General features: G+C 72.5%; 22 protein-coding genes. 13 read left to right on the plus strand and 9 right to left on the minus strand.

What is annotated here, in order from left to right:
* Positions 1–28 precede the first annotated feature (28 nt).
* A complete protein-coding gene (locus tag ACWENQ_RS34770) occupies positions 29–1,330 on the plus strand; it encodes an aminotransferase class I/II-fold pyridoxal phosphate-dependent enzyme (protein WP_452417986.1) in 1,302 nt (433 codons plus the stop codon).
* Here ACWENQ_RS34770 and ACWENQ_RS34775 read toward each other — a convergent pair.
* Both ACWENQ_RS34775 and ACWENQ_RS34780 read right to left on the minus strand, forming a co-directional pair.
* Positions 1,320–2,507 (minus strand): sensor histidine kinase, encoded by a 1,188-nt coding sequence (locus ACWENQ_RS34775; protein ID WP_452417987.1) that lies wholly within the window; start codon positions 2,505–2,507, stop codon positions 1,320–1,322. The genes ACWENQ_RS34770 and ACWENQ_RS34775 overlap by 11 nt on opposite strands.
* Positions 2,504–3,148, minus strand: a complete 645-nt coding sequence (locus ACWENQ_RS34780; RefSeq protein ID WP_354913940.1) for a response regulator transcription factor — start codon at positions 3,146–3,148, stop codon at positions 2,504–2,506. The genes ACWENQ_RS34775 and ACWENQ_RS34780 overlap by 4 nt, the downstream gene beginning before the upstream one ends.
* Positions 3,149–3,231: 83 nt before the next feature.
* Between ACWENQ_RS34780 and ACWENQ_RS34785 the strand changes: the two genes are divergently transcribed.
* Genes ACWENQ_RS34785 through ACWENQ_RS34800 form a run of 4 tightly spaced genes read left to right on the plus strand, consistent with a single transcriptional unit; the run spans position 3,232 to position 6,621 of the window.
* Positions 3,232–3,750, plus strand: a complete 519-nt coding sequence (locus ACWENQ_RS34785) for a hypothetical protein (protein WP_452417989.1) — start codon at positions 3,232–3,234, stop codon at positions 3,748–3,750.
* Positions 3,747–4,787 carry a peptidoglycan-binding protein gene (locus tag ACWENQ_RS34790; protein ID WP_452417991.1) on the plus strand — a complete coding sequence of 347 codons (1,041 nt, stop codon included), beginning with the start codon at positions 3,747–3,749 and terminating at the stop codon, positions 4,785–4,787. The genes ACWENQ_RS34785 and ACWENQ_RS34790 overlap by 4 nt, the downstream gene beginning before the upstream one ends.
* The gene (locus ACWENQ_RS34795; RefSeq protein ID WP_449914303.1) at positions 4,784–5,443 is read left to right on the plus strand and encodes an ABC transporter ATP-binding protein; all 660 of its coding nucleotides are present in this window, start codon (positions 4,784–4,786) and stop codon (positions 5,441–5,443) included. Before ACWENQ_RS34790 ends, ACWENQ_RS34795 begins: the two co-directional genes overlap by 4 nt.
* On the plus strand, positions 5,440–6,621 hold the full coding sequence (locus ACWENQ_RS34800) for an ABC transporter permease (protein ID WP_449914306.1): 1,182 nt from the start codon (positions 5,440–5,442) through the stop codon (positions 6,619–6,621). Before ACWENQ_RS34795 ends, ACWENQ_RS34800 begins: the two co-directional genes overlap by 4 nt.
* A gap of 107 nt (positions 6,622–6,728) precedes the next feature.
* Here the strand turns inward: ACWENQ_RS34800 and ACWENQ_RS34805 are convergent, their stop codons facing one another.
* The 4 genes from ACWENQ_RS34805 to ACWENQ_RS34820 form a co-directional block, all read right to left on the minus strand.
* Entirely contained in the window at positions 6,729–7,658 is a 930-nt protein-coding gene (locus ACWENQ_RS34805) for an alpha/beta fold hydrolase (protein WP_452417992.1), read from the minus strand.
* 187 nt (positions 7,659–7,845) lie between these two features.
* Positions 7,846–9,906 (minus strand): protein kinase domain-containing protein, encoded by a 2,061-nt coding sequence (locus ACWENQ_RS34810; RefSeq protein ID WP_452417994.1) that lies wholly within the window; start codon positions 9,904–9,906, stop codon positions 7,846–7,848.
* 263 nt (positions 9,907–10,169) lie between these two features.
* A complete protein-coding gene (locus ACWENQ_RS34815; RefSeq protein WP_452417995.1) occupies positions 10,170–11,129 on the minus strand; it encodes a hypothetical protein in 960 nt (319 codons plus the stop codon).
* A complete protein-coding gene (locus tag ACWENQ_RS34820; RefSeq protein ID WP_452417997.1) occupies positions 11,122–11,613 on the minus strand; it encodes a SigE family RNA polymerase sigma factor in 492 nt (163 codons plus the stop codon). The genes ACWENQ_RS34815 and ACWENQ_RS34820 overlap by 8 nt, the downstream gene beginning before the upstream one ends.
* A 151-nt stretch (positions 11,614–11,764) precedes the next feature.
* Here ACWENQ_RS34820 and ACWENQ_RS34825 point away from each other — a divergent pair, with 151 nt between their 5' ends.
* Positions 11,765–12,661 carry a Gfo/Idh/MocA family protein gene (locus ACWENQ_RS34825; RefSeq protein WP_452417998.1) on the plus strand — a complete coding sequence of 299 codons (897 nt, stop codon included), beginning with the start codon at positions 11,765–11,767 and terminating at the stop codon, positions 12,659–12,661.
* 36 nt (positions 12,662–12,697) lie between these two features.
* Complete coding sequence (locus ACWENQ_RS34830) at positions 12,698–13,837, plus strand: baeRF10 domain-containing protein (RefSeq protein WP_449914319.1); 1,140 nt, start codon at positions 12,698–12,700, stop codon at positions 13,835–13,837.
* A gap of 34 nt (positions 13,838–13,871) precedes the next feature.
* On the opposite strand, the gene ACWENQ_RS34835 is transcribed toward ACWENQ_RS34830, so the two are convergent.
* Positions 13,872–14,525 (minus strand): winged helix-turn-helix transcriptional regulator, encoded by a 654-nt coding sequence (locus ACWENQ_RS34835; RefSeq protein WP_452418000.1) that lies wholly within the window; start codon positions 14,523–14,525, stop codon positions 13,872–13,874.
* Between the two features lie 99 nt (positions 14,526–14,624).
* Here ACWENQ_RS34835 and ACWENQ_RS34840 point away from each other — a divergent pair, with 99 nt between their 5' ends.
* Positions 14,625–15,518: an alpha/beta fold hydrolase gene (locus ACWENQ_RS34840; RefSeq protein ID WP_452418002.1), complete on the plus strand. Its 894-nt coding sequence runs from the start codon at positions 14,625–14,627 to the stop codon at positions 15,516–15,518.
* A gap of 252 nt (positions 15,519–15,770) precedes the next feature.
* On the opposite strand, the gene ACWENQ_RS34845 is transcribed toward ACWENQ_RS34840, so the two are convergent.
* A complete protein-coding gene (locus ACWENQ_RS34845) occupies positions 15,771–16,118 on the minus strand; it encodes a DoxX family protein (RefSeq protein ID WP_452418004.1) in 348 nt (115 codons plus the stop codon).
* Positions 16,119–16,447: 329 nt separating this feature from the next.
* Here ACWENQ_RS34845 and ACWENQ_RS34850 point away from each other — a divergent pair, with 329 nt between their 5' ends.
* From ACWENQ_RS34850 to ACWENQ_RS34865, 4 genes are all read left to right on the plus strand, one after another.
* Positions 16,448–16,987: a DinB family protein gene (locus ACWENQ_RS34850; protein WP_452418005.1), complete on the plus strand. Its 540-nt coding sequence runs from the start codon at positions 16,448–16,450 to the stop codon at positions 16,985–16,987.
* A 44-nt stretch (positions 16,988–17,031) separates the two neighbouring features.
* Positions 17,032–17,565 (plus strand): hypothetical protein, encoded by a 534-nt coding sequence (locus ACWENQ_RS34855; RefSeq protein ID WP_452418006.1) that lies wholly within the window; start codon positions 17,032–17,034, stop codon positions 17,563–17,565.
* 166 nt (positions 17,566–17,731) lie between these two features.
* A complete protein-coding gene (locus tag ACWENQ_RS34860) occupies positions 17,732–18,202 on the plus strand; it encodes a pyridoxamine 5'-phosphate oxidase family protein (protein ID WP_354913969.1) in 471 nt (156 codons plus the stop codon).
* Positions 18,199–19,188 carry an NADPH:quinone reductase gene (locus ACWENQ_RS34865; RefSeq protein WP_452418008.1) on the plus strand — a complete coding sequence of 330 codons (990 nt, stop codon included), beginning with the start codon at positions 18,199–18,201 and terminating at the stop codon, positions 19,186–19,188. Before ACWENQ_RS34860 ends, ACWENQ_RS34865 begins: the two co-directional genes overlap by 4 nt.
* Before the next feature lie 46 nt (positions 19,189–19,234).
* Here the strand turns inward: ACWENQ_RS34865 and ACWENQ_RS34870 are convergent, their stop codons facing one another.
* Positions 19,235–20,203 (minus strand): DUF1838 family protein, encoded by a 969-nt coding sequence (locus ACWENQ_RS34870; protein ID WP_452418010.1) that lies wholly within the window; start codon positions 20,201–20,203, stop codon positions 19,235–19,237.
* Between the two features lie 203 nt (positions 20,204–20,406).
* On the opposite strand from ACWENQ_RS34870, the gene ACWENQ_RS34875 reads away from it, so the two are divergent.
* The gene (locus tag ACWENQ_RS34875; protein WP_449914339.1) at positions 20,407–20,856 is read left to right on the plus strand and encodes an SRPBCC family protein; all 450 of its coding nucleotides are present in this window, start codon (positions 20,407–20,409) and stop codon (positions 20,854–20,856) included.
* Positions 20,857–20,870: the final 14 nt, after the last annotated feature.

Consider the following 20,870-nt stretch of genomic DNA (forward strand, 5'->3'; position numbering starts at 1 on the left):
GCCGCGACGTGCTGCTTACCCTGGCCCCATGCTCGCCCCTCGCTCCTGGGTTCCCGCCGCCGCCGACGATCTCGTTCAGCACGGCGCGGCCGCCGTCTCCTCGCAGCCCGCCTCGGCCACGCTGGCCGAGATCGAGCGGCTCACCACCCGCAGCCACGAGATCCACGACGTGGAGTGCGTCAACCTCAACCCCGCGACCAACGTCATGAACCCGCGCGCCGAGGCGCTGCTGTCGGCCGGGCTCGGCTCCAGGCCCTCCCTCGGCTACCCGGGTGAGAAGTACGAGACCGGCCTCGAGGCCATCGAGCAGATCGAGATCATCGCCGCCGAGCTGGCCGCCGAGGTGTTCTCGGCCCGCTACGCCGAGGTCCGCGTGGGCTCGGGCGCGCTGGCCAACCTCTACGCGTTCATGGCCACCTGCAAGCCGGGCGACACGATCATCGCCCCGCCGCCCGCCATCGGCGGCCACGTCACCCACCACGCGGCGGGCGCGGCCGGCCTGTACGGCCTGACCACCGTCGACGCCCCCGTCGCGGCCGACGGCTACACCGTCGACGTCGCCGCGCTGCGCGAGCTCGCCGTACGGGTCAGGCCCAGACTGATCACCCTCGGCGGCAGCCTCAACCCCTTCCCCCACCCGGTGTCCGCCGTCCGTGAGATCGCCGACGAGGTGGGGGCCCTGCTGCTGTTCGACGCGGCCCACGTGTGCGGGATGATCGCCGGCGGCGTCTGGCCGAACCCGCTGGCCCAGGGCGCGCACCTCATGACGATGAGCACCTACAAGAGCCTGGGCGGCCCGGCCGGCGGCCTGGTCGTCACCGACTCGGCCGCGCTGGCCGAACGCCTCGACGCGATCGCCTATCCGGGGCTCACCGCCAACTTCGACGCGGGCCGTACGGCGGCGCTGGCCGTCGCGCTGCTGGACTGGAAGGTGGCGGGCAAGGCCTACGCGGAGATGATGGTGAGCACCGCCCACCAGCTGGCGACCAGCCTGCAGGAGCTCGGCCTGCCAGTCTTCGGCGGCGGCACCAACTCCCACCAGTTCGCGCTCGTCGCTCCCCAGGGCGGCCAGGCCGCGGCCCGCCGCATGCGCCGAGCCAACCTGCTGGCCTGCGGCATCGGGCTGCCGGCCGCCCCGGTCGCGGGCGACGTCAACGGGCTGCGCCTGGGCACGCCCGAGGTGGCGCGGCTGGGCATGACGGAGGAGGACATGCCCGTGCTGGCCGCGTTCGTGGCCCGCAGCCTCGACCCGTCCGTGGATCCCGCGACGGTCGCGCCCGAGGTCACCCAGTGGCGGCGCGGCTTCTCCGGGGTCCACTTCACCTGCTGACCTCCCGCAGACCCCCGGTCCCCCTCACAGGCCTGCCCGGGCCCGCGACGCTCGCCGTCGCCGGCCTGGGCAGGCTCACGGTGACGGCCAGGCCGCCGTCCGGCCTGGGCAGCGCGGTGATGGTGCCGCCGTGCGCGTCGACGATGGCCCGCACGATCGACAGCCCGAGCCCGGCGCCCCTGTCGGAGCGCACGCGCTCCCCCGCCGGCCGCCGGAACGGCTCGAACAGGCCGTCCACGTCGTACGGCGCGACCACGGGCCCGGTGTTCTCCACCGTGACGAGCCCGTCGGCCGACACCCTGATCCAGACCTGGCCGTCGCGCACGTTGTACTTGATCGCGTTCTCCACGAGGTTGAACAGGCAGCGCTCCAGGAACAGCGGATCGCCCTCGACCTCGGCGTCCGACAGGTCCTGGTGGATCGTGACCCGGCGCCTGCGCGGCTGCAGGTCGACCTGCTCCAGCACGGTGCGGACGATGTGGCGCAGCTCGACCGGGCGGCGCGCGGTGAGCTCCTGCTCCGACTGGGCCAGCAGCAGCAGGCCCTCGATCAGCCGCTCGTAGCGGGCGTTGGTGCCCAGCAACGCGCGCGCCAGCGCCTTCAGGTCGGCGGAGGCCTCCGGCTCCTCCAGCGACACCTCCAGGACCGTGCGGTTGATCGCCAGGGGCGTGCGCAGCTCGTGGGAGGCGTTGGAGATGAACCTGCGCTGGGCGTCGAACGCCCTGTGCAGCCGGTCGAGCATCGCGTCGAAGGTGTCGGCCAGGCGCTTGACCTCGTCGTCGGGTCCGTCCAGGCCGATGCGCTCGTGCAGGGTGCTCTCCGACAGGCGCTGCGCGGTCTCGGCCACCCGGTCGATCGGCCGCAGCGCGCGGTCGGCCACCAGGTAGGCGAGGATCACCGCGATGATCCCGATGAGAATCATGATCATGAGCGAGTAGCGCAGCATCTCGTCCAGCACCTCGGCGGCGCGCACGCCCACCTCGCGCTTCATCGTGGTCTGCAGCTGCTCCTTGGACGGCAGCGCCGCACCCGGGCCGACCTTGGCGAACGCCAGGACGAACTGCTTGCTCAACGCGCTGGACGTCAGCAGGTAGGTGAACCAGAGCAGCAGCGATCCGGCCACGAAGAACAGCACGCCGTACAGGACGGTGAGCCTGGCGCGCAGCCCGAGCCTCACAGCCGGTACCCCTTGCCCGGCACGTTCCCGACGAGGGCGGGACCGCCGAGCTTCCTGCGCAGCGCGGTCATGGTGACGCGCAGGACAGCGGTGTCGGTGCCCGCGTACTCGTCCCACACCCTGCGGCGCAGCTCCGCCGAGGTCACCAGCGCGCCTTCGGCGCGCATCAGCTCCCACAGCAGGTCGAACTCCTTGCGGCTGAGCGACACGGGCCGCCCGTCCCTGGTGACCGTACGGCGGGCGGGGTCGAGCCTGATCCCGGCCCGCTCCAGCACCGGCGGCGCGGCGGGCGAGCTGCGGCGGGCCAGGGTCCTGATCCTGGCCACCAGCTCGGCGAAGGCGAACGGCTTGACCAGGTAGTCGTCCGCGCCGAGGGTGAGCCCTTCGACCTTGTCGCGCACCTGTCCGGCCGCCGTGAGCATGAGGATCCTGCTCCTGCCGGCCAGCTCCTCGCAGACGTCGTCGCCGTGCACCTCGGGCAGGTCCCTGTCGAGGACGACGACGTCGTAGTCGGTGTGGGAGGCGCGTTCGAGCGCCTCCTGGCCGTCGTAGGCCACGTCGACGGCCATGGCCTGCAGCCGCAGCCCGCGCGCCACGGCGTCGGCCAGCTGTTCCTCGTCTTCCACGATGAGCACCCGCATGATGACGAGCGTGCAGCACCGCCTGTTAGCCGTGAGTAAGCCACTTATCCGGCTTTAGCGCTCCCTTCAGTGAAGTGTGCGGCATGAGAAGACACCTCCTCGTGGCCGCGCTGCCACTCCTGCTCGCCGCCGCGTGCGGCTCGACCCCCTCCACCACCGCGCAGGTCGCCGGCGTCGGCGAGAGCGCCACCGCCGCCGCCAGGCCGAGCGCCTCGGCCACCATGGACAGGAACACCGCCCAGCTCAAGTTCGCCCAGTGCATGCGCGAGAACGGCGTCGACATGCCCGATCCCGACGGCAGCGGAGGCGTGCGCATCCAGGCCAAGAAGGGCGAGCAGGCCAAGACCGAGGCCGCGATGAAGGCCTGCAAGCAGTACCTCGACCAGGCGGCGGGCGAGCGCAAGGCCATGGACCCCGCCCAGCGCGACCAGATGCTGAAGTTCGCCCAGTGCATGCGCGAGAACGGCGTCAGGATGGAGGACCCGAGCGCCGACGGCATGGTGAGGATCACCGGGGCCGAGGGCGGCGAGCAGGCGATGAAGGTCGCCCAGGAGGCCTGCAAGGAGTTCGCGCCCGGCGCGCTGAGGGGGAACGGCTCGTGAGAAGGGTCGCCCTCGCCGGTGCCTGCCTCCTCGCGGTCGCGGTGGCGGGCGCGGCGGTGGCCGTCCTGGCCGACGGCGGCACCGGCGCGGCGGCCCCCGCGGCGGCGGCCGTACCGGCCACGGCGCCGATCACCAGGCAGGACCTGATCGACACCAAGACGGTCGACGGCGCCCTCACCTACGAGGGCGAGCGCCAGGTGGCCGCGGGCGCGGCGGGCACGCTGACCTGGCTCCCCGACGAGGGCGCGGTCGTGAGGCGGGGCCGGTCCCTGTTCAGGACCGACCGCCGCCCCACGGTCCTCATGTACGGCAAGCTCCCCCTCTACCGCACCCTCCAGCTCGGCGTCGGCGACGGCCCGGACGTCGAGCAGCTCGAACGCAACCTCGCCGCGCTCGGCTACGACGGCTTCACCGTGGACGACGAGTTCACCTACGCCACCTACCAGGCCGTCGTCGAGTGGCAGGAGGACAGGGGGCTGCCCGAGACGGGACGGGTGGACGCCGCCCAGGTGGTGTTCCTGCCGTCGGCCGTCAGGGTGACCGGCGTCCGGGGCGAGGTCGGCGGCAGGGCCGCCCCCGGCCGGCAGGTGCTGGCGGTCAGCGGCCTGGACAGGGTGGTCCACGTGGACCTCGACACCGACGACCAGACCCTGGCCAGGAAGGGGGCCAAGGTCACCGTCGAGCTGCCGGGCGGCGAGAAGGCGGCCGGGCGGATCACCTCGGTCGGCACGGTCGCCAAGACGGTCAAGGAGAGCACGACCGTCGATGTCGACATCACCCTGGACAAGGCCCCCCGCACCAAGCTGGACCAGGCGCCGGTCGAGGTCGAGCTGGTCAGCGAGCGGCGCGAGGACGTGCTGGCCGTACCGGTGGAGGCGCTGCTCGCGCTGCGCGAGGGCGGGTTCGGCGTCGAGGTCGTCGAGGGCGCCCGCACCAGGCTCGTGCCGGTCGAGGTCGGCGCGTTCGGCAGCGGCATGGTCGAGATCACCGGCGCGGGGCTGGCCGAGGGGATGAAGGTCGGGGTGCCCGCCGAATGAGCATCATCGAGCTGCGCGGAGTCACCAAGACCTACAACGGCACCGTCCACGCGCTGCGCGGGGTGGATCTGACGGTCGACTCCGGCGAGCTGCTGGCGATCATCGGGCCTTCCGGCTCGGGCAAGTCCACGATGCTGCAGATCATCGGCACCCTCGACCGGCCGACGGCGGGAAGCGTGCGGATCGCCGGGCACGACGTCCTGGGGCTGAGCGACCGCCGGCTGTCCGCGCTGCGCGCCCGGCACCTCGGCTTCGTCTTCCAGCAGTTCCACCTGTCGCCGGGGGTGAGCGCGCTGGACAACGTGGCCGACGGAATGCTCTACACCGGCACCCCGCTGCGCGTCCGGCGCGAGCGGGCGGCCGCGGCGCTGGACCGGGTGGGCCTCGGCCACCGGCTCGGCCACAAGCCGAACCAGATGTCGGGCGGCGAGCAGCAGCGCGTCGCCGTGGCCAGGGCCGTCGTGGGCGACCCGCCCCTGCTGCTGGCCGACGAGCCGACGGGCAACCTCGACTCGGCGGCGGGAGCCGAGGTCCTGAAGATCATCAAAGAGCTCAGCGAGGCGGGGACGACCATCGCGATCATCACGCACGACAGCGAGATCGCCGAGTGGTGTCCCCGGCAGGTGCGGGTCAGGGACGGGCTGGTGCTCCCATGAGACCGGCCAGGCTGAGCCTCCGCGACGTCCTCAGGGTCGGGGCGTCGGGGCTGCGGGCCCGCCCGGCCAGGGTGATCCTGTCGGCGCTCGGGATCGCCATCGGGATCGCCACGATGATCGCGGTCATCGGCATCTCGTCGTCCTCGCGGGAGCAACTGCTGCGCCAGCTCGACAAGCTGGGCACCAACATGCTGACCGTCTCGGCGGGCAACACCGTCTTCGGCGAGCCCGCCAAGCTGCCGCGCACCGCGGTCGACATGGTCTCCCGCATCGGCCCCGTCTTCTCCGCCGCCGCGACGGGGTCGGCCCCGGCGACCGTACGGCGGACCTCCCACATCGACGAGGCGGTGACCGGCGGCATCAGCGTCCAGGCGGCGACCACGTCCCTGCTGGAGACGCTGGAGGGCACGGTGGCGAAGGGCACCTGGCTGAACGACGCCACCTCCCGCCAGCCCGCCGTCGTCCTCGGCGCCAAGGCCGCCGAACGGCTGGGCATCACCCGCACCGGCGTGCGGGTGTGGATGGGCGGGCGCTGGTTCACGGTGATCGGGATCCTCCGCCCCACGCCGCTCGCCCCCGAGATCGAACGGTCGGCGCTCGTCGGCTTCCCCGTCGCCGAGGAACATCTCGGCTTCGACGGGCACCCGACGACGATCTACGAACGGTCGGCGGAGGAGGCGGTCGAGGCCGTGCGGGACGTGCTGCCGCGCACGGTCAACCCGGAGAACCCCAACGAGGTCGACGTCAGCCGCCCGTCCGACGCGCTGGCCGCCAGGGCCGCCGCCGCGGGCGCCTTCACCAGCCTGCTGCTCGGCCTCGGCGCGGTCGCGCTGCTGGTGGGCGGGGTCGGCGTGGCCAACACCATGGTCATCTCCGTCCTCGAACGCCGCCGCGAGATCGGCCTGCGCCGCTCGCTGGGGGCGACGAGAGGGCAGATCCGCGTCCAGTTCCTGTCGGAGTCGCTGCTGCTGTCGGCGCTCGGCGGGGTGGCGGGCGCGGTCCTGGGGGCGCTGGCGACGGTCGGGTACGCGATGTCGCGGGACTGGCCGCCGGTCGTGCCCCCGTGGGCGATCGGCGGCGCGGTGGCCGCCACGCTCGTCATCGGCACCGTCGCGGGGCTCTACCCGGCCATGCGCGCGGCCCGCCTGTCGCCGACGGTGGCCCTGACCACCACCTGACCGGGTACGGCGGCGGCACCGGAGTCCCCGGTGCCGCCGCCACCCGGGTTCAGGGGATACGGGGCGCCAGGCCACCGCCGGCCGAGGCCGTCTTCAAGCCGACGAGATCATGGACACCGGGGAGCGTCTCCCGCGCCGCCTGCGCGACCCGCTGAGCTGACGAAGGCCGCCACCTCCTCCAGCAGCTCCGGATCCACCGGGCGGGCGTACTGCTCGCGGTAGGTGCTGCGGGAGGCCGGGCCGGGATCGCGGCGCAGGAGATGCGTGAGGTCGGGGAAGCGGCGCGTCTCCACCGGCCCCGGGACCAGGTCGTCGATCACGTCGAGGTCGTCCACGTCGACGTGGAGGTCCTTGTCCCCGATGATCGCCAGCACCGGCACGTGGATCGCCGCGAGATCCTTCTTCGGGTCGTGGACGAGCCACTCGCGGAAGGCCCGCGACACGGGGACGCCGTAGATCCGCGGCGCGCCCGACTTGACCCTGGCGAACAGCCGCCGCGCCTGGTCCTCCGGCGTACGGCCGAACAGCCGCAGCGCCAGCCTGATCGACCGCGGCAGATCGTCCTTGCCCCAGCGCGCCGCGCCCCACAGGTAGACCTCCTCCCCTGTCTGGGCGGTGCAGCCGAGCAGGACGGCGGAAGCGGCCCCCGCGTGGGCCGCCAGCCAGGCGGCCTGCTGCGCGCCCTCGCTGTAGCCGATCGCGCCCACCGTGCTCACCCCCGGCAGGTCCGCCACCGCCCGCAGGACCGTGGCGGCGTCCTGGCGGTAGCGGGCGAGCGGGACCGTACGCCCCCCGCCCGGGGTCCGGCCGGTGCCGCGCGGGTCGAACCGGTAGGAGATGACCCCTTTCGCGGCCAGCGCCTCGGCCATGGGCCGGCCGAGGCCGAGCCGGTTGCCGCCCCTGTCGGCCTCCCTGTCCAGCCCCATGGGCCAGGTGAGCACCATGGCGGGATGCGGCCCGTCGCCATCCGGAACGGCCAGCGTGCCTGAGATGGCCACCCCGTCGTCGGCCGTCACCGCCATCTCGATCTCGCGCACGTGGTCCTCCCGTGGTGCCGCTGACCTGCCCTTCCATTGTTTCACCGAAGAACTGATGGGTGATTTCGCCTGGCTTCAGCCGGTGACGGCCGCCCGAACCCGGCCTCGCTGCCGGCCCTCTACCCGACCAGCCGCGCCGCCGAGCATCAGGCCGAGCTGCGCGAGGCACGGCAGCCCGCCCAGGCGGCTACCAGGTGATCTCGGGACTCTCGCGGCCGCCGCTCCAGACACCTGTTCCCGCGGGCCGCCACCGCTCCCGGACGTTGATCGTGGCCCCGGTCCGCGGCACTCCGCTCATGGTCGTGACACATGCCACGACGCCGCCGCCCGCGGGCACGGAACGGCTCGGGCAGACGAAATGCCGCGAGACGACGCGCTCGGCGACGCTGTCGTACAGCTGGACGTGGATGTCGGAGACGACCGAGGAGGAACCCCGGATCCGGCCCTTGAGCCGAATGCTGTCGCCCGCCACGGCGATGCACGGTGACATCTCCACGTTCGTGCCCGGCCCGGCCGAGATCCAGGGGCGGCACTGCCAGTCGTACTGCTTCGACGGAGCCGACGGGCCGTCCCCCGGGTCGCCGCTCACGAGCGTCGTGTCCTTGGGATCCGGCTTGGGATCCGGCTCAGGCTCGGGATCCGGCTCCGGCTCCTTGGCGGGCTGCTTCTTCTCCGCGGTCACCCGCTGCTCGCGTTCCGCCGTCTGCTCGGTACGCTCACGCGGCTGCCGGTCGTGCTGTTCGTCCTGTTCCTGCTCCTCTTGCGACTTCCCCGGCTTCGCCTCCGGCGGGGTCACTCCCGGCGAGGGCGGGGTGCTGACCGGGGCCGCCACCTCGGGGGTGACGACCGGCTTCTTCGCGGTGTCCCCGGCCTGGGCCGCCGCCGTCGCGCCCGGCGATCGCCACGGCGCCACGAAGGTGAGCGCCGTCCCGCTCACCACCAGGGCAGCGGCGACGGCCGCGACCACCGCCAGCCGCCGCCGGGGCGGCCTGCGCCGGGCCGAGGCCAGAGTCCCGTCCTCGACGGCGCCGGGCCGCGACCCCGCACCCCCCGAACCCGGCCCTCCCGGCAAGCCACCCGGAACCGGGACGCCCGACGCCCCCGGAGCGCCCGACGCTCCCGGCGAACCCGAGGCTCCTGGCGAGCCCGGCGCCCCCGGAGAGCCCGGGGATGCGGGGACACCCGGCACACCCGGGGAACCCGGGGATGCGGGAAAGCCCGGCGCCCCCGGAGTGCCCGGGGATGCTGGGAAGCCCGGCATCCCCGGAGAACCGAGCGCTCCTGGAGAGCCCGGCACTTCCGGTGTCACCGGCAGTCCGGGGTGGAGGTTCGGGGCGGGGAGGGGTTCGGAGGTGACGGACGGCGGCTCCTGCCTGGCGACGGCGGGCAGGGCGGGCAGTCCCGCCAGGGCGGGCACCGCCGACCGCAGCGCCCTGGCCACCTCCGCCGCCGGCGGCCGTACGGCGGGGTCCTTCGCCACGCAGGCCGAGACGATGGCCCACACGGCGTCCGACATCCCCGGCAACCGCCGCGGGGTCGCGCTCGCGTGCTGCTTGAGCAGCGCCATCGGATGCTCGCCGACGAACGGCGGGCGTCCGGCGACCAGCTCGTAGAGGATCAGCCCGACGGCGTAGACGTCCACCGCGGGCGTGGGGGTGCCGCCGTCGGCCACCTCCGGCGCGAGGTAGGTGGGCGTGCCGATGACCGACGTCGTCTGGGTCAGCCCGGGGCCGTGGACGATGCGCGCCACGCCGAAGTCCGTCAGCCGCGCCTGCCCGCTGGCGCCGTCGATCAGCACGTTCCCCGGCTTGACGTCACGGTGCACGACGTCGAGGGCGTGGGCGGCCGCCAGCGCGTCGGCGACCTGCGCCATCAGCTCGGCCGCCGCCGACTGGGGCAGCGTGCCCGACCGCTGGAGCATGGAGCGCAGGTCCCCGCCCTCGACGAGGTCCATGACGAGCGCCAGCCGTTCACCCTCGATGACGAAGTCGCGCACCGGGACGATGTGGGGGTGGCGCAGCGCCCGCATCACGTTGCGCTCCTGGACGAAGCGCAGGACCAGGTCCTGGTCGGCGGCGTGACCGTCGCGCAGCAGCTTGACCGCCACGATCTGCCCGGTGTCGCGGCTGCGCGCCCGCCAGACCGTCCCCATCCCGCCGGCGCCGATCTCGTCCAGCAGGACGTACTGGCTCCCCAGAGACTCCTCGGACCCGCCCGTCGCCATGTGCTCGCCTTTCCCCTCCAACAAATCCAGATCACCATAGTCACGTACATCCGGGTCAGAAAGATCACCGCATGGCGGGCGATCTCGACCGGAACGGCTACGGCGCCCCGGACCTGCGGGGAGTCCAGGCGGACCGAGCGGAGCGAGCGAGCCGGGCGGGCCGAGTGGGCCGGGCGGGCGCGCACAGGGCAGGCCGAGCGGGCCGGAGCCGAGCGGGCCGGAGCCGAGCGGGCCGAGCAGATCGGGCGGGCGGGGCAGATCGGGCGGGCGGGGGCGGTTTGCCGGTGTCAGGGCCGGGCCATGCCGGGGACCACGATCAGCGAGTCCGGCGGCAGCTCGAAGAGCTCCTTTCCGCCAGCCGACACCTTGCCGGCGGTGGAGACGACGTAGCCGTCCTCGCTCGGGCCGAGCGGTTGGCCGACGAGCCGGTATCGCGTCAGCTCCTTGCCGTCCAGCCCGAACTCGATCATCGTGTTGGACGGGAACGCGAGGGCGTAGATCCGGTCCCCGTACACCTCGATCGTGGGCCCGCCGTCCTCGGTGACCAGCTCGGCGTCGCCGGCGTCCAGCGTGACCGGCCGGCCGCCCACCGTGAGCTCCACGCGCGTGGCGCGCTTGCCGTACTGGCTCTCGGCGAAGAGCACCAGCTCGCCCCGAGCCAGCCCGACGGGCTCGAAGCCGCTGGGCACCTCGGGCCGGGTGACCCGGCCGGTGGTCAGGTCGAACAGGAAGTAGGCGCCGACCTTGCCGCTGGCGTGGCCGGCCAGCAGGAGCGTGCGGGAGTCGGCCGACCACGCCCACGGGGTGACGGCCTCCCCCTGACCCGCCTGAGGGCCGTGGTAGACCGTGCTTCCGCTCAGGTCCTTGAGCTGGAAGCCGCTCGGGGTGGGCATGCCCAGCCAGCGGCCGTCGGGCGACAGGGTGAGGTTGCCCGGAGGTGGCGCGGTCTGCTCGCCCAGCAGGACCTGCCGTCCGTCGGTGAGCGTCAGGTACGTCGGGCACCCGTACATGCACGCGGTGTGGATGCTCCGCCCCACGCCGGACGGCTGCGCGGCCACGGACACCTCCGGGGAGGCCGGCCGGACGAACCACAGGCCGCCCACAACGGCGAGGACGGCCGCCACCGCCGCCACCGCGACGGCCGCCCGCCGCCGCCTCATGACGGCCAGGGCCCTGGCCGAGTCGGCGTAGTCACCCGCCTCCTGCTCCAGCGTGCGGTAGGCGGCCCGCAAGGCCTCGTCACTCATGTCCGACCTCCAGCAGTTCGGGCGCGAGTTGCCGCAGCCGCTTGAGCGCGTCGTGGGTGTGGCGCTTGACCGTTCCCACGGAGCAGCCGAGCTGCCTGGCGATCTCCGCCTCCGACAGGTCCTCGTAGAAGCGCAGGTAGAGAACCGCACGTTGCTTCGCTCCCAGCCTGGCCAGCGCGCGCGCCAGCATGACCTTGCTGTCGGTGCCGCCCGACGGGTCGGGCTGGACGGTCTCCGGCACCTCGGAGGTGGAGAAGAAGGCGAGCCTGCGCGGTCGCCGCCAGCTCCTGAGCTGGTTCAGCATGATCGTGCGGATGTAGGCCTCGGGATTGCCGCTCTCGGCGATCCTGCGCCAGCGGGCCACCGCCTTCACCAGGGTGTCCTGGAGCAGGTCGGCCGCGGCGTGATGGTCGCCGGTGAGCAGAAAGGCGGTCCGCGACAACGACGGGCCGCGGGCGGCCACGAACTCCTGAAAGCCTCTCACATCAGCTACAACCCATCGGGGACGGTTCACGGTTGAGTCATCAGCGGAATCAGTCCGGCTCTGGATCAGCTTCGCGCCTCGGCCACATCTTGTGGGGTACGTTGTCCGGCTTCGCCATGCCTGTTACTCGACGGAACCTAGATTGGCTTCCATGCGCATACGGATAGGCCTGGTCGGGGCAGGCCAACGCGCTGCGGAAGTGCACGCGCCCGCGCTCGCCGCGTGCGCAGGGGTGGAGTTCGCCGGGGTCTGGTCGCCGTCCCCGCTCCCCCGGATCGAACTGGCCGACCGGCACCGGGTGCGGGCGTTCGACAGCTTCCACGACCTGCTGGACAGCTGCGACGCCGTCGCCCTCGCGGTGCCGCCCGCCGTCCAGGTCGAGTTCGCCGCCCACGCCGCGGAGGCGGGCAAGGCGCTGCTCCTGGAGAAGCCGGTCGCCGCGGACATCGCCGGCGCGGAGGACCTGGTCATGGCGGTCGATCGGGCCGGGGTCGTCTCGCAGCTCGCGCTGCCCTGGCGCCACGCGCCCGCGATCCAGCGCTTCCTGGCGGCGGCCGGGCGGACCCGGCCGGTGGGCGGCAGCGGCCGTGCCGTCTCGAGGACGCAGGCCGGCGGGTCACCGGCGAGCCCGTGGCGGCTCGGACGCAGCGTCCTGCGCGAACTCGGCCCTGACCTCGTCGATCTGCTCGACGCCGCGCTGGGGAAGGTGGTCGGCGTGCGCGCGCAGGGCGACCCGTCCGGCTGGCTCGGCGTGCTGATGGAGCACCAGGGCGGGCGGTTCAGCCAGGCATCCCTGTACGGCAAGGCAGCGGTCGACCGGCCGCGCGCCGACATCGAGATCTACGGGCCCGGCGGCACCGCCTCCGTCGACGGCGTGGCCGCGACGGACAGCGAGGCGTACGAGGCCATGTACGGAAGCTTCGCCGCGTGCGTCGAGCGCGGCACGCCGCCTCCCACGGACGTCCGGCACGGCCTGCGCCTGCAGCAGGTGATCGAGTCGGCGGAGGACGACCTGATCCGCGGCGGGCCGTCCGCGACCGCGCAATGAGATTCCAGCATCCGAACGCCATGACGAGGACATCGCATGATCACCAAGGACACCGTCGACCGTCTCATCCGCTTCGACAGCGGCGGCCTGCCGGTTCTCTCGCTGTACGTGACCGTGGGCCTTGACGGCTCCGACATCGTCCGTACCCGGTTGAACAGCCTCATCGCCCAGGTCCGCCCGCTCGCCGACGACCAGACGCTCGATCGGCGGGCTCGCCTCTCGCTCCGGCAGGACATGGAGCGCATCATGGACATCTCAGCGCTCGGGCAGGGCACGACCGGCTCCGTCGCGGTGTTCGCCTGCAGCGACGCGGGACTGCTCGAGACCGTGCCCCTGCCGCGCAAGGTGCGTGACCGGGTCGTGGTGGACCAGACCCCGTACGTCCGTCCCATGCTCGCGGTCCTCGACGAGTACCACCGCTGCTGCGTCCTGATCATCGACAGGGAGGCCGCCCGCGCGTGGGAGCTGTACCAGGAGGAGATCCACGAGATCGGCAAGGTGCGCGGGCGCGTGCTGCGCAAGCCGGACTACGCCGGCTGGGCAGGCTACGCCGAGTACCGGGTCCGCAACAAGGCCGACGACCTCGCCAAACGCCACTACCGCCAGACCGTGAACCTGCTGGACGAGCTGTTCCGCACCGAGAGCTACGACCTGCTGATCGTCGGCGGCCAGAGCGACGACGTCACCGTCTTCCTGGACTTCCTGCCGCATCACCTGCGCTCGAAGGTCGCGGCGGTCTTCACCGTCGACGTGAGCAAGGCGACGGTCGAGGACATCCGTGAGAACGCCGAGCGCATCCTCGCCGACTACGAGCGTGAGGACGAGATCCGCCGGGTGCAGGAGGTGTTCGAGAGGGCCGCCACGGGCGGCAACGCCGCGATCACGATCGACGACTGCCTGTGGGGCGGCACCGTCGCCGCGGTCGACTACCTGCTCGTTCAGGACGGCGCCGAGGTGCCCGGGGTGGTCTGCGAGAAATCCGGCTGGCTGGCCCGCTCCGGCGAGACCTGCCCGCTCTGCGGCGGTCCCACGCGGCGGTCTCCCGACGTCCTCGAAGATCTGGCGGAAACGGTCATCGACGAAGGCGGCTCCGTCGAGCACGTCACCGCCGACACCCGGCTCAAGAACCACACCGCGGCCGCCGCCCTCCGCTTCCCCCTCCCGCCGAGGCCATGAGGACGGCCGGCCTGAGTGGCCGGCGCGGGTTGTTTCAGCGTGGCGGGACCGCGCCGATCAGTCGTCTGACCGCCTCGAGGTCGCCGGTCACCGTGAGCCCGCCGTCCTCGAGCGCCGCGGCCAGCGGGCGTTCGTGGCTCAGAACCGACTGCAGCGTGACGTGGTCGCTGTCCAGGCGGACGTCCGCCGGGCCGGAGACCTCGCCGCGCGCGACGGCGACCAGCTCACCGTCGCGGACCTCGACACGGTAGACGTCGCGTTCCAGCGCGATCCGGTACGTCGCGGTCCACGGCGCGTCCGGCTGCGGCACGAAGAAGGCGCGCAGGCCGAGCAGGACGGTGTCCGCGCTGATCTCCCCGCTCAGCGGCACGACCGGGGAGCGCATGCCCCAGGTGCGCAGCGCCGCGAAGACCGGCTCCAGCTCGGCGCCCCATTCGGTGAGTTCGTACGTCCTGCTGGCCGCGGGAGGTGGCAGCGTACGCCGGCGCAGGACGCCGACCGCCTCCAGATCGCGCAGCCGCTGGGCGAGCACGCTGGGGCCGATCCCCGACAGGGCGGCCTGCAGGTCGGCGTAGCGACGCGGTCCGAGGCGCAGCTCGCGCACCACCAGCAGCGCCCAGCGCTCCCCGATCATGTCGAGCGCGTGGGCGATCGGGCACGCCTGCCCGTAGGTCCGCTTCCCCGTCATCGCCACCTCACCACAAATTGACTACGAAAAGAGTAGCAGCAACTACGGTTTTCGAAGTAGCGTGATGGTGATGGATTCGCCCGACGCAGGAGGCCCACCATGCCCGACAGCCGGCCGTCTCAGGCCACACCGGAGAAAACGGTGCACGTCAACGGCGTCGACCTGGCCGTCCAGGCCTTCGGCGACCCGGCCGGTCCCCCGATCCTGCTCATCTCGGGCGCGGAGGCGTCCATGGACTGGTGGGACGACGACTTCACCGCCCACCTCGCCGCAGCCGGCCGATACGTGATCCGCTACGACACCCGCGACACCGGCCGCTCCACGACGTTCCCCGTCGGGGCGCCGCCGTACACGCAGGCCGACCTCATCACCGACGCGCTCGGCGTGCTCGACGCGTACGGCCTGGCCGCGGCGCACATCGTGGGGATCTCGATGGGCGGCGGCATCGCGCAGCGGCTCGGCGTCGAGCACCCCGGACGGGTGCTGTCCCTCACCTTGATGTCCACCAGCCCCGGCGGGCCCGGCGGTCCCGACCGTCCCGACCTGCCGCCGATGAGCGCGGCGCTGGCCGCCATGTTCGAGGAGCCGGCCCCCGGCCCCGACTGGTCCGACCGCGAAGCCGTCATCGCCTACTTCCTCGCCGCCGAACACGCCTTCTCCGGCACCATCCCGGTCGACGAGGACCGGATACGGCGCGTCGCCGGGCGCGCGTTCGACCGCAGCCCGGTCCCGGCCGCGGCGTCGAACCACTGGACGATCGAGGGCGGCGAGCCGATCCGCCCCCGCCTCGGCGAGATCACCGCGCCCACCCTGGTCCTGCACGGCACCGACGACCCGCTCTTCCCGTACGGCCATGCCGAGGCGCTGGCCCGCGAGATCCCCGGCGCCTCGCTGATCCCGCTGCCCGGCATGGGCCACCAGATGCCGCCCGCCCAGGTGTGGGACACGGTCATCACGGCGATCGTCAAGCACACCGAACCCGCCACGCGCTGACCGGCCCCGGGCGGCCGGGCCGCCCGGGGCCGCCGCGCCGTTCCGGACCGATGCGCCTTTCCGAACCGCAGCGCCGTTCGGGACCGGCGGGCCGTTCCGGACCGCCGCGCCGGTCCGGGCCGCAGTGCCGGTCCGGGCCGCAGTGCCGTTCCGGACCGGCGTGCCCCGTGACCGCGGTCGACCGTGCGGCGGCTCCGCGGTGGCGCCGGTGAGCGGAACGGCCGGCCATCGAGGCGATCAGGTCGGGGGTGCTCAGCCGGCGTACGCCAGCGCCAGGGAGGCCACCACCGGCGCCACGTACATCAGCGGGAACGCCACGTGCGAGAACGACCGCGCCCGCACCACGGTCACGACCGCTCCCGTGAAGTACAGCACCAGGCCGATCCCCGCCATGACCCCGATGACCGGCACGAACAGCCCGACCAGCAGGCCCACCGCCCCCGCGGCCTTGGCCGCGCCGAGCCAGGGCCACCACGCGCGCGGAACGCCGTAGTCGGCCAGGGGCTGCACCACCCACGTGGCCCGAAAGAAGATCGACCCGGCCGAGAAGCCGACCATGGCGGCGGCCAGGACGGTGACGACGACGTAGGTGGTGAACATCTGACATGCTCCTCATCGGGGGCCGCCGAAGGCTCGCTCCGGCCGGGGTCTTGCGTCTTCACTGTGTCGACCCGGCCCGGCACGCGAGTGTGACAGGACGCCGGAAAATTTCTTCAGCGGGGCGTGACATTCCCAGGGGCACCACGCCGACCTGCGGTCTCCCGCTCGCCGGCACATGGCAACCGGCCTTCACGGATCGCGCACCACGACCCTCCGGCGCCCCGAAGCGCAGGGACTTCGGGCCGCCCGCTCGCCTCGTGCCCGCCCATCGGGCGGAACCTCGCGTTTCCCCGGATCTGGCGGCAACCGGCGCCGTAGGCTCGCTGACCATGACCACTGTGGACGAACACGGCCGCCCGGAGCCGCTCCTCACCGGCGACGAGACCGCCACACTCCTGGGCTTCCTCGACTACCAGCGCGCCACGCTGGCCTGGAAGTGCTCAGGCCTCGACTCCGCCGGCCTGAGCGCGACGGTCGGCGCCTCCTCGATGACTCTTGGCGGGCTGCTCAAGCACCTGGCCTACGTCGAGGACGTCTGGTGCTCCCGATGGCTGCACGGACGCGACCGGCAACCCCCCTGGGACACGGTGGACTGGACGGCCGCCCCCGACTGGGACTGGCACTCGGCCGCCGACGACACCCCCGAGCAGCTTCACGCGCTCTGGCAGGACGCGGTGGCCCGCTCCCGTGCCCTGGTCGCGCAGGCGCTGGCCGACGGCGGGCTGGAGCAGCCGGCCCGCCGTACCTGGCCGGACGGCCGGGCACCCAGCCTCCGCTGGATCCTGGTCCACCTGATCGAGGAGTACGCCCGGCACAACGGCCACGCCGACCTCCTCCGCGAGTCAGTGGACGGCCTGACCGGCGAGTAGGTCACGCCTGGATCCCTTGGGCCGGCCCGGTAGCGTCGCGGGCCATGCGCTCGTCCACGGCCGAGATCCGGCGTCTGTTCCTCCACGCCGGCCACTTCCAGTTCTACCTTCAGGACGCCGAAACGTACGGCGACGCCATCGAGGACGGTGACGACGACGGAGATCCCTGGACCGAGGAAGCCTCGCAGTCGCTGAGAATCGGGGTGGAGACCGCTTCGATCGCCGTGGGCACGGCCCGCGAGGACTGGGTCCTGATGACGCTCCGCATGCATGGGTCGCCGCCGCCGGCCGGGTCGTTCGACGAAGCCGATCACGTGGTGGAGGCCGACCTCGACCTGCCGACCGGGCGGCTCAGCATCTTCGGGTGCGACCAGGAAGCGGGGACCGCAGACGTGATCGCCCTCTCGCCGAGCAGGTACCGGGCGCGCATCTCGTACCTGCCGACCGGGATCGTCCACCCGGACACCGACGACGCCGAGCAGGGCGACCACCTCGAGTACCGCGTCGAGATGTGGGCAACCGCGGAAGAACGCGGCATCCACGTCCTGAAGCAGGGGCCTGATCCCTGGTCCGGGTGACCCTCGCAGGGGTACCGGGCCGGTGGTGACCAGGAGCCCGCCCGAGGTCACCGGCCCGTCCGCTCCCCGCCATCGGTGACGGCGAGATCGGCTGGATGCGCGCGGAGAGGGTAGAGACCTTCTCCTCCCTCCAAGGCCGGAGCTCGGCCGTTCCGAAGGAGAGGCGATGAAGACCATCGACGACGACATGCGACTGATCGTGGACAGCGCGCGGTTGTCCTTCGTGGCCACCGTGTGCCCCGACGGCTCGCCCAATCTCTCGCCCAAGGGGTCGATGCGGGTGTACGACGACGAGCACATCGCCTTCATGGACATCGCGTCCCCGAACACGGTCGCCAACCTCGAACGCGACCCCCGTATCGAGATCAACTCGATCGACGTCTTCCGCAGGCGGGGCTACCGGTTCAAGGGCACCGCGGAGTTCCGCGAGCCGGGCGACCCCGTGTACGAGTGGCTGCACACCTGGCTGCTCGACCTGAACGGCCCCGGCTACCCCGCCCATCGCGTGATCCTGGTGCACGTGGAGAGGGCGCTGCCGATCCTGTCCCCCGCCTACACCTTCGGCGGCGCCGACGAGAGCGATCTCCGGCAGGCGTGGGCGCGGACGTATCTCGCCGACCTGGAAGCGGAACGATGAGCGAGCAGGAGACCATGACCGCGGCGTACGTCACGCGGCCGGGCCCGGCGGACGAGATACGGGTCGGCCGGCTGCCGGTGCCCGAGCCGGGCTCGTCGGAGGTCCTGGTGAAGGTGCTGGCGCTCGCCGTCAACCACGTCGACACCTTCGTCCGCTCCGGCGCCTACCGGACGCGCCTGCCGTACCCGTTCATCATCGGCCGTGACCTGGTGGGAACCGCGGTCGCGGCGGCGCCGGGGTTCGCCCCCGGCGACCTGGTGTGGTGCAACAGCCTCGGGCTCGACGGTCGCCAGGGATCCTTCTCCGAGTACGCCGTCGTGCCCGCCGACCGGCTCTACCACCTGCCCGGCGGCGTGGATCCGGAGAACGCGGTCGCCTCCCTGCACACCGCGGCCACCGCGTATCTCGGCCTGTTCGAGGAGGCCGGGCTGCGGGTCGGAGAGACGATCGTGGTGACCGGCGCGGGCGGCGGGGTCGGCACGGCCACCGTCCAGCTCGCCGCGGCGGCGGGGGCGCGGGTCATCGCGACCGCGCGCGAGGAGGACTTCGACTGGTGCCGGCGGTGCGGCGCCGACGAGGTCGTCGACTACCACGACCCGGACATGTACCCGGAGATCGCCAAACTCGCCCCCGACGGCGTGGACGTGTTCTGGGACAACGCCGGCCGGCACCACCTGGAGCAGACCGTCCCCCTGCTCGCCCTCGGCGGCCGGATGGTCATCCTGGCCGGTCTTCGCGCCGCCCCCGTGCTCCCCGTGGGGCAGCTCTACACGCGCAACGCCAGCCTGCGCGGCTTCGTCATCAGCAACGCCGGCGTGGCCGAACTCGCCGCGGCGGCCACGGCGATCAACCATCTCCTGGCCCGGGGCACCCTGGTGTCCAGGATCGGAATGCGGCTGCCGCTCACCGAGGCCGCCCGCTCCCACCGCCTCCAGGAGGGCGCCGAGCCGCACCGCCTTCGCGGACGCATCGTCGTCCTCCCATGACGGAGACCCCGGTGGTGTCTCGCGTGTCAGGACCTGATCGTGGTCGTCAGGCCTTCCCGTTGGCGGCGCACCAGCCCGCCCACGTGGTGGCGCCCTTGCCCAGCTGCTTGTTGTAGAAGGAGGTCCACGAGTTCTCGCTCGGGCCGGGCGCGGTGGGAGCGGCCTTGAAGAGCGGGTGGCCGGCGTCGACCTCCGCACGCAGCCACGGCTCGATGTCGAGGTAGGACGGCAGCGACCAGCTGCGGGCATGGTAGGTGAGCTGCCCGCGGACGTCGGTCTCCGGCATGCACATGAACGGCGCCCACGGGCTCGTCCTGGACCAGCTGATCTTGGTCTTCATCGCACCCTTGGGGACGGTGCCCGCAATCGTGCGAGCCGCGACCTCGCGGTCGTCGACGTAGAAGTCGAACATCTCCTGAGCCGCGTAGACGCCGTTCACCAGGCCGAACGGCTCGCCCAACGTGCGCCCGAAGTCCGCGCGCACCGGGATGTCGCTGGTCCACACGGTCTCGTCGTGCACCTGCCGCAGGGGCGGGCCGACGTACGAGGAGGTGACGTTGAACGGGCCGAAGTTCACCGCGTCGTTGTTGATGGGGACGACGGGGTAGGTCCGGAGGTCGACCGGGTTCTTCCACTCCCGCACGATCTTCGTGGGGTCGGCGGGGTCGGTGTAGAAGACGATCTCGCGGGAGAGCTGGTAGAGCTGCGTGGTGCCGGGCACCCGGTACAGCCGCCGGATGTTGTAGCCCTCGATGTTGAACAGTTTCTGGCCGTGGCGCAGCTGCGGGTCGTAGGCGTTGCCCTCGATGTTGGCGTACACGGCCCCCGAGATCCGGAAGACCATGTCCCGCCCGTCCGGCCGCCCGTTGGTCTGCAAGGACAGCAGCCCGCTCTTGTCGGTGACCGTCCGGTAGACCGGCCCCGGCGATGTCGGATCATCCGTCGCCTCGTCCGCCGCCGCGCCCGGAACGGCGACGCACACCAACAACGCGGTGAGGGCTGCGGACAAGGTCAAACCACGACGCTTCAACAAGAGTGCTCCTGCGATACAGAGGGGTGACAGGGACGGTTGTGATCATTCCAGCCGACGAGACCCGGCCTCAACCGTCCGCCGCCCTGCTCCATGCTTCCCGGCTTCCCCGCTTCCCCACATGGAGGAATCTTGCGACAATTCCGCGACAGAACGCGCAGGTACGGGAGGCCGGGGTGTCGAACAGCGTGCTGACCCACGCATTCCACGTGGACGTCGCCCCGGAGAAGGTGTTCGAGCACCTCACGACCCCGGAGAGCTACATCGGCCTGTCGCCCCTCGTGGTCGCCGTCAGGGATGTGGACCGGTCGGAGCCCGGCGTGATCCGGTACACGGCCGTCGAGCGCTTCCGGTTCCTCGGGATCTTCACGCACGACAACCCGATCACCGTGGCCCTCCACACCGACGGCCTGTCCGTCCACGGTGAGGTGCGCAGCCCGGGACGCGTTCACCTGGCCTACCGCTTCGACCTCGAGCCGGACGGCACCGGCACCCGGGTGAGCGACCGCCTCGACCTGACGGCCCCGCGGCTCGTGGCCGGGTTCGCCGCCGGGCAGGCGCGCAAGGTCCAGCTCGCCCGCGCCCGGATCCTCGCAGAACGGCTGTCCACCCCTCACGAGGGCACCGCTCGCGACTGACCGGGCGCTGCCGT

The organism is Nonomuraea sp. NPDC004354 (assembly GCF_053602555.1).

Bases quoted from the DNA above. Each gene is read 5' to 3' on its own strand.
- ACWENQ_RS34770 (WP_452417986.1), top strand. From the start codon at position 29: ATGCTCGCCCCTCGCTCCTGGGTTCCCGCCGCCGCCGACGATCTCGTT.
- ACWENQ_RS34835 (WP_452418000.1), bottom strand. From the start codon at position 14,525: ATGACGGGGAAGCGGACCTACGGGCAGGCGTGCCCGATCGCCCACGCG.
- ACWENQ_RS34830 (WP_449914319.1), top strand. From the start codon at position 12,698: ATGATCACCAAGGACACCGTCGACCGTCTCATCCGCTTCGACAGCGGC.
- ACWENQ_RS34860 (WP_354913969.1), top strand. From the start codon at position 17,732: ATGAAGACCATCGACGACGACATGCGACTGATCGTGGACAGCGCGCGG.
- ACWENQ_RS34800 (WP_449914306.1), top strand. From the start codon at position 5,440: ATGAGACCGGCCAGGCTGAGCCTCCGCGACGTCCTCAGGGTCGGGGCG.
- ACWENQ_RS34795 (WP_449914303.1), top strand. From the start codon at position 4,784: ATGAGCATCATCGAGCTGCGCGGAGTCACCAAGACCTACAACGGCACC.
- ACWENQ_RS34825 (WP_452417998.1), top strand. From the start codon at position 11,765: ATGCGCATACGGATAGGCCTGGTCGGGGCAGGCCAACGCGCTGCGGAA.
- ACWENQ_RS34865 (WP_452418008.1), top strand. From the start codon at position 18,199: ATGAGCGAGCAGGAGACCATGACCGCGGCGTACGTCACGCGGCCGGGC.
- ACWENQ_RS34855 (WP_452418006.1), top strand. From the start codon at position 17,032: ATGCGCTCGTCCACGGCCGAGATCCGGCGTCTGTTCCTCCACGCCGGC.
- ACWENQ_RS34780 (WP_354913940.1), bottom strand. From the start codon at position 3,148: ATGCGGGTGCTCATCGTGGAAGACGAGGAACAGCTGGCCGACGCCGTG.
- ACWENQ_RS34845 (WP_452418004.1), bottom strand. From the start codon at position 16,118: ATGTTCACCACCTACGTCGTCGTCACCGTCCTGGCCGCCGCCATGGTC.
- ACWENQ_RS34815 (WP_452417995.1), bottom strand. From the start codon at position 11,129: ATGAGTGACGAGGCCTTGCGGGCCGCCTACCGCACGCTGGAGCAGGAG.
- ACWENQ_RS34850 (WP_452418005.1), top strand. From the start codon at position 16,448: ATGACCACTGTGGACGAACACGGCCGCCCGGAGCCGCTCCTCACCGGC.
- ACWENQ_RS34840 (WP_452418002.1), top strand. From the start codon at position 14,625: ATGCCCGACAGCCGGCCGTCTCAGGCCACACCGGAGAAAACGGTGCAC.
- ACWENQ_RS34785 (WP_452417989.1), top strand. From the start codon at position 3,232: ATGAGAAGACACCTCCTCGTGGCCGCGCTGCCACTCCTGCTCGCCGCC.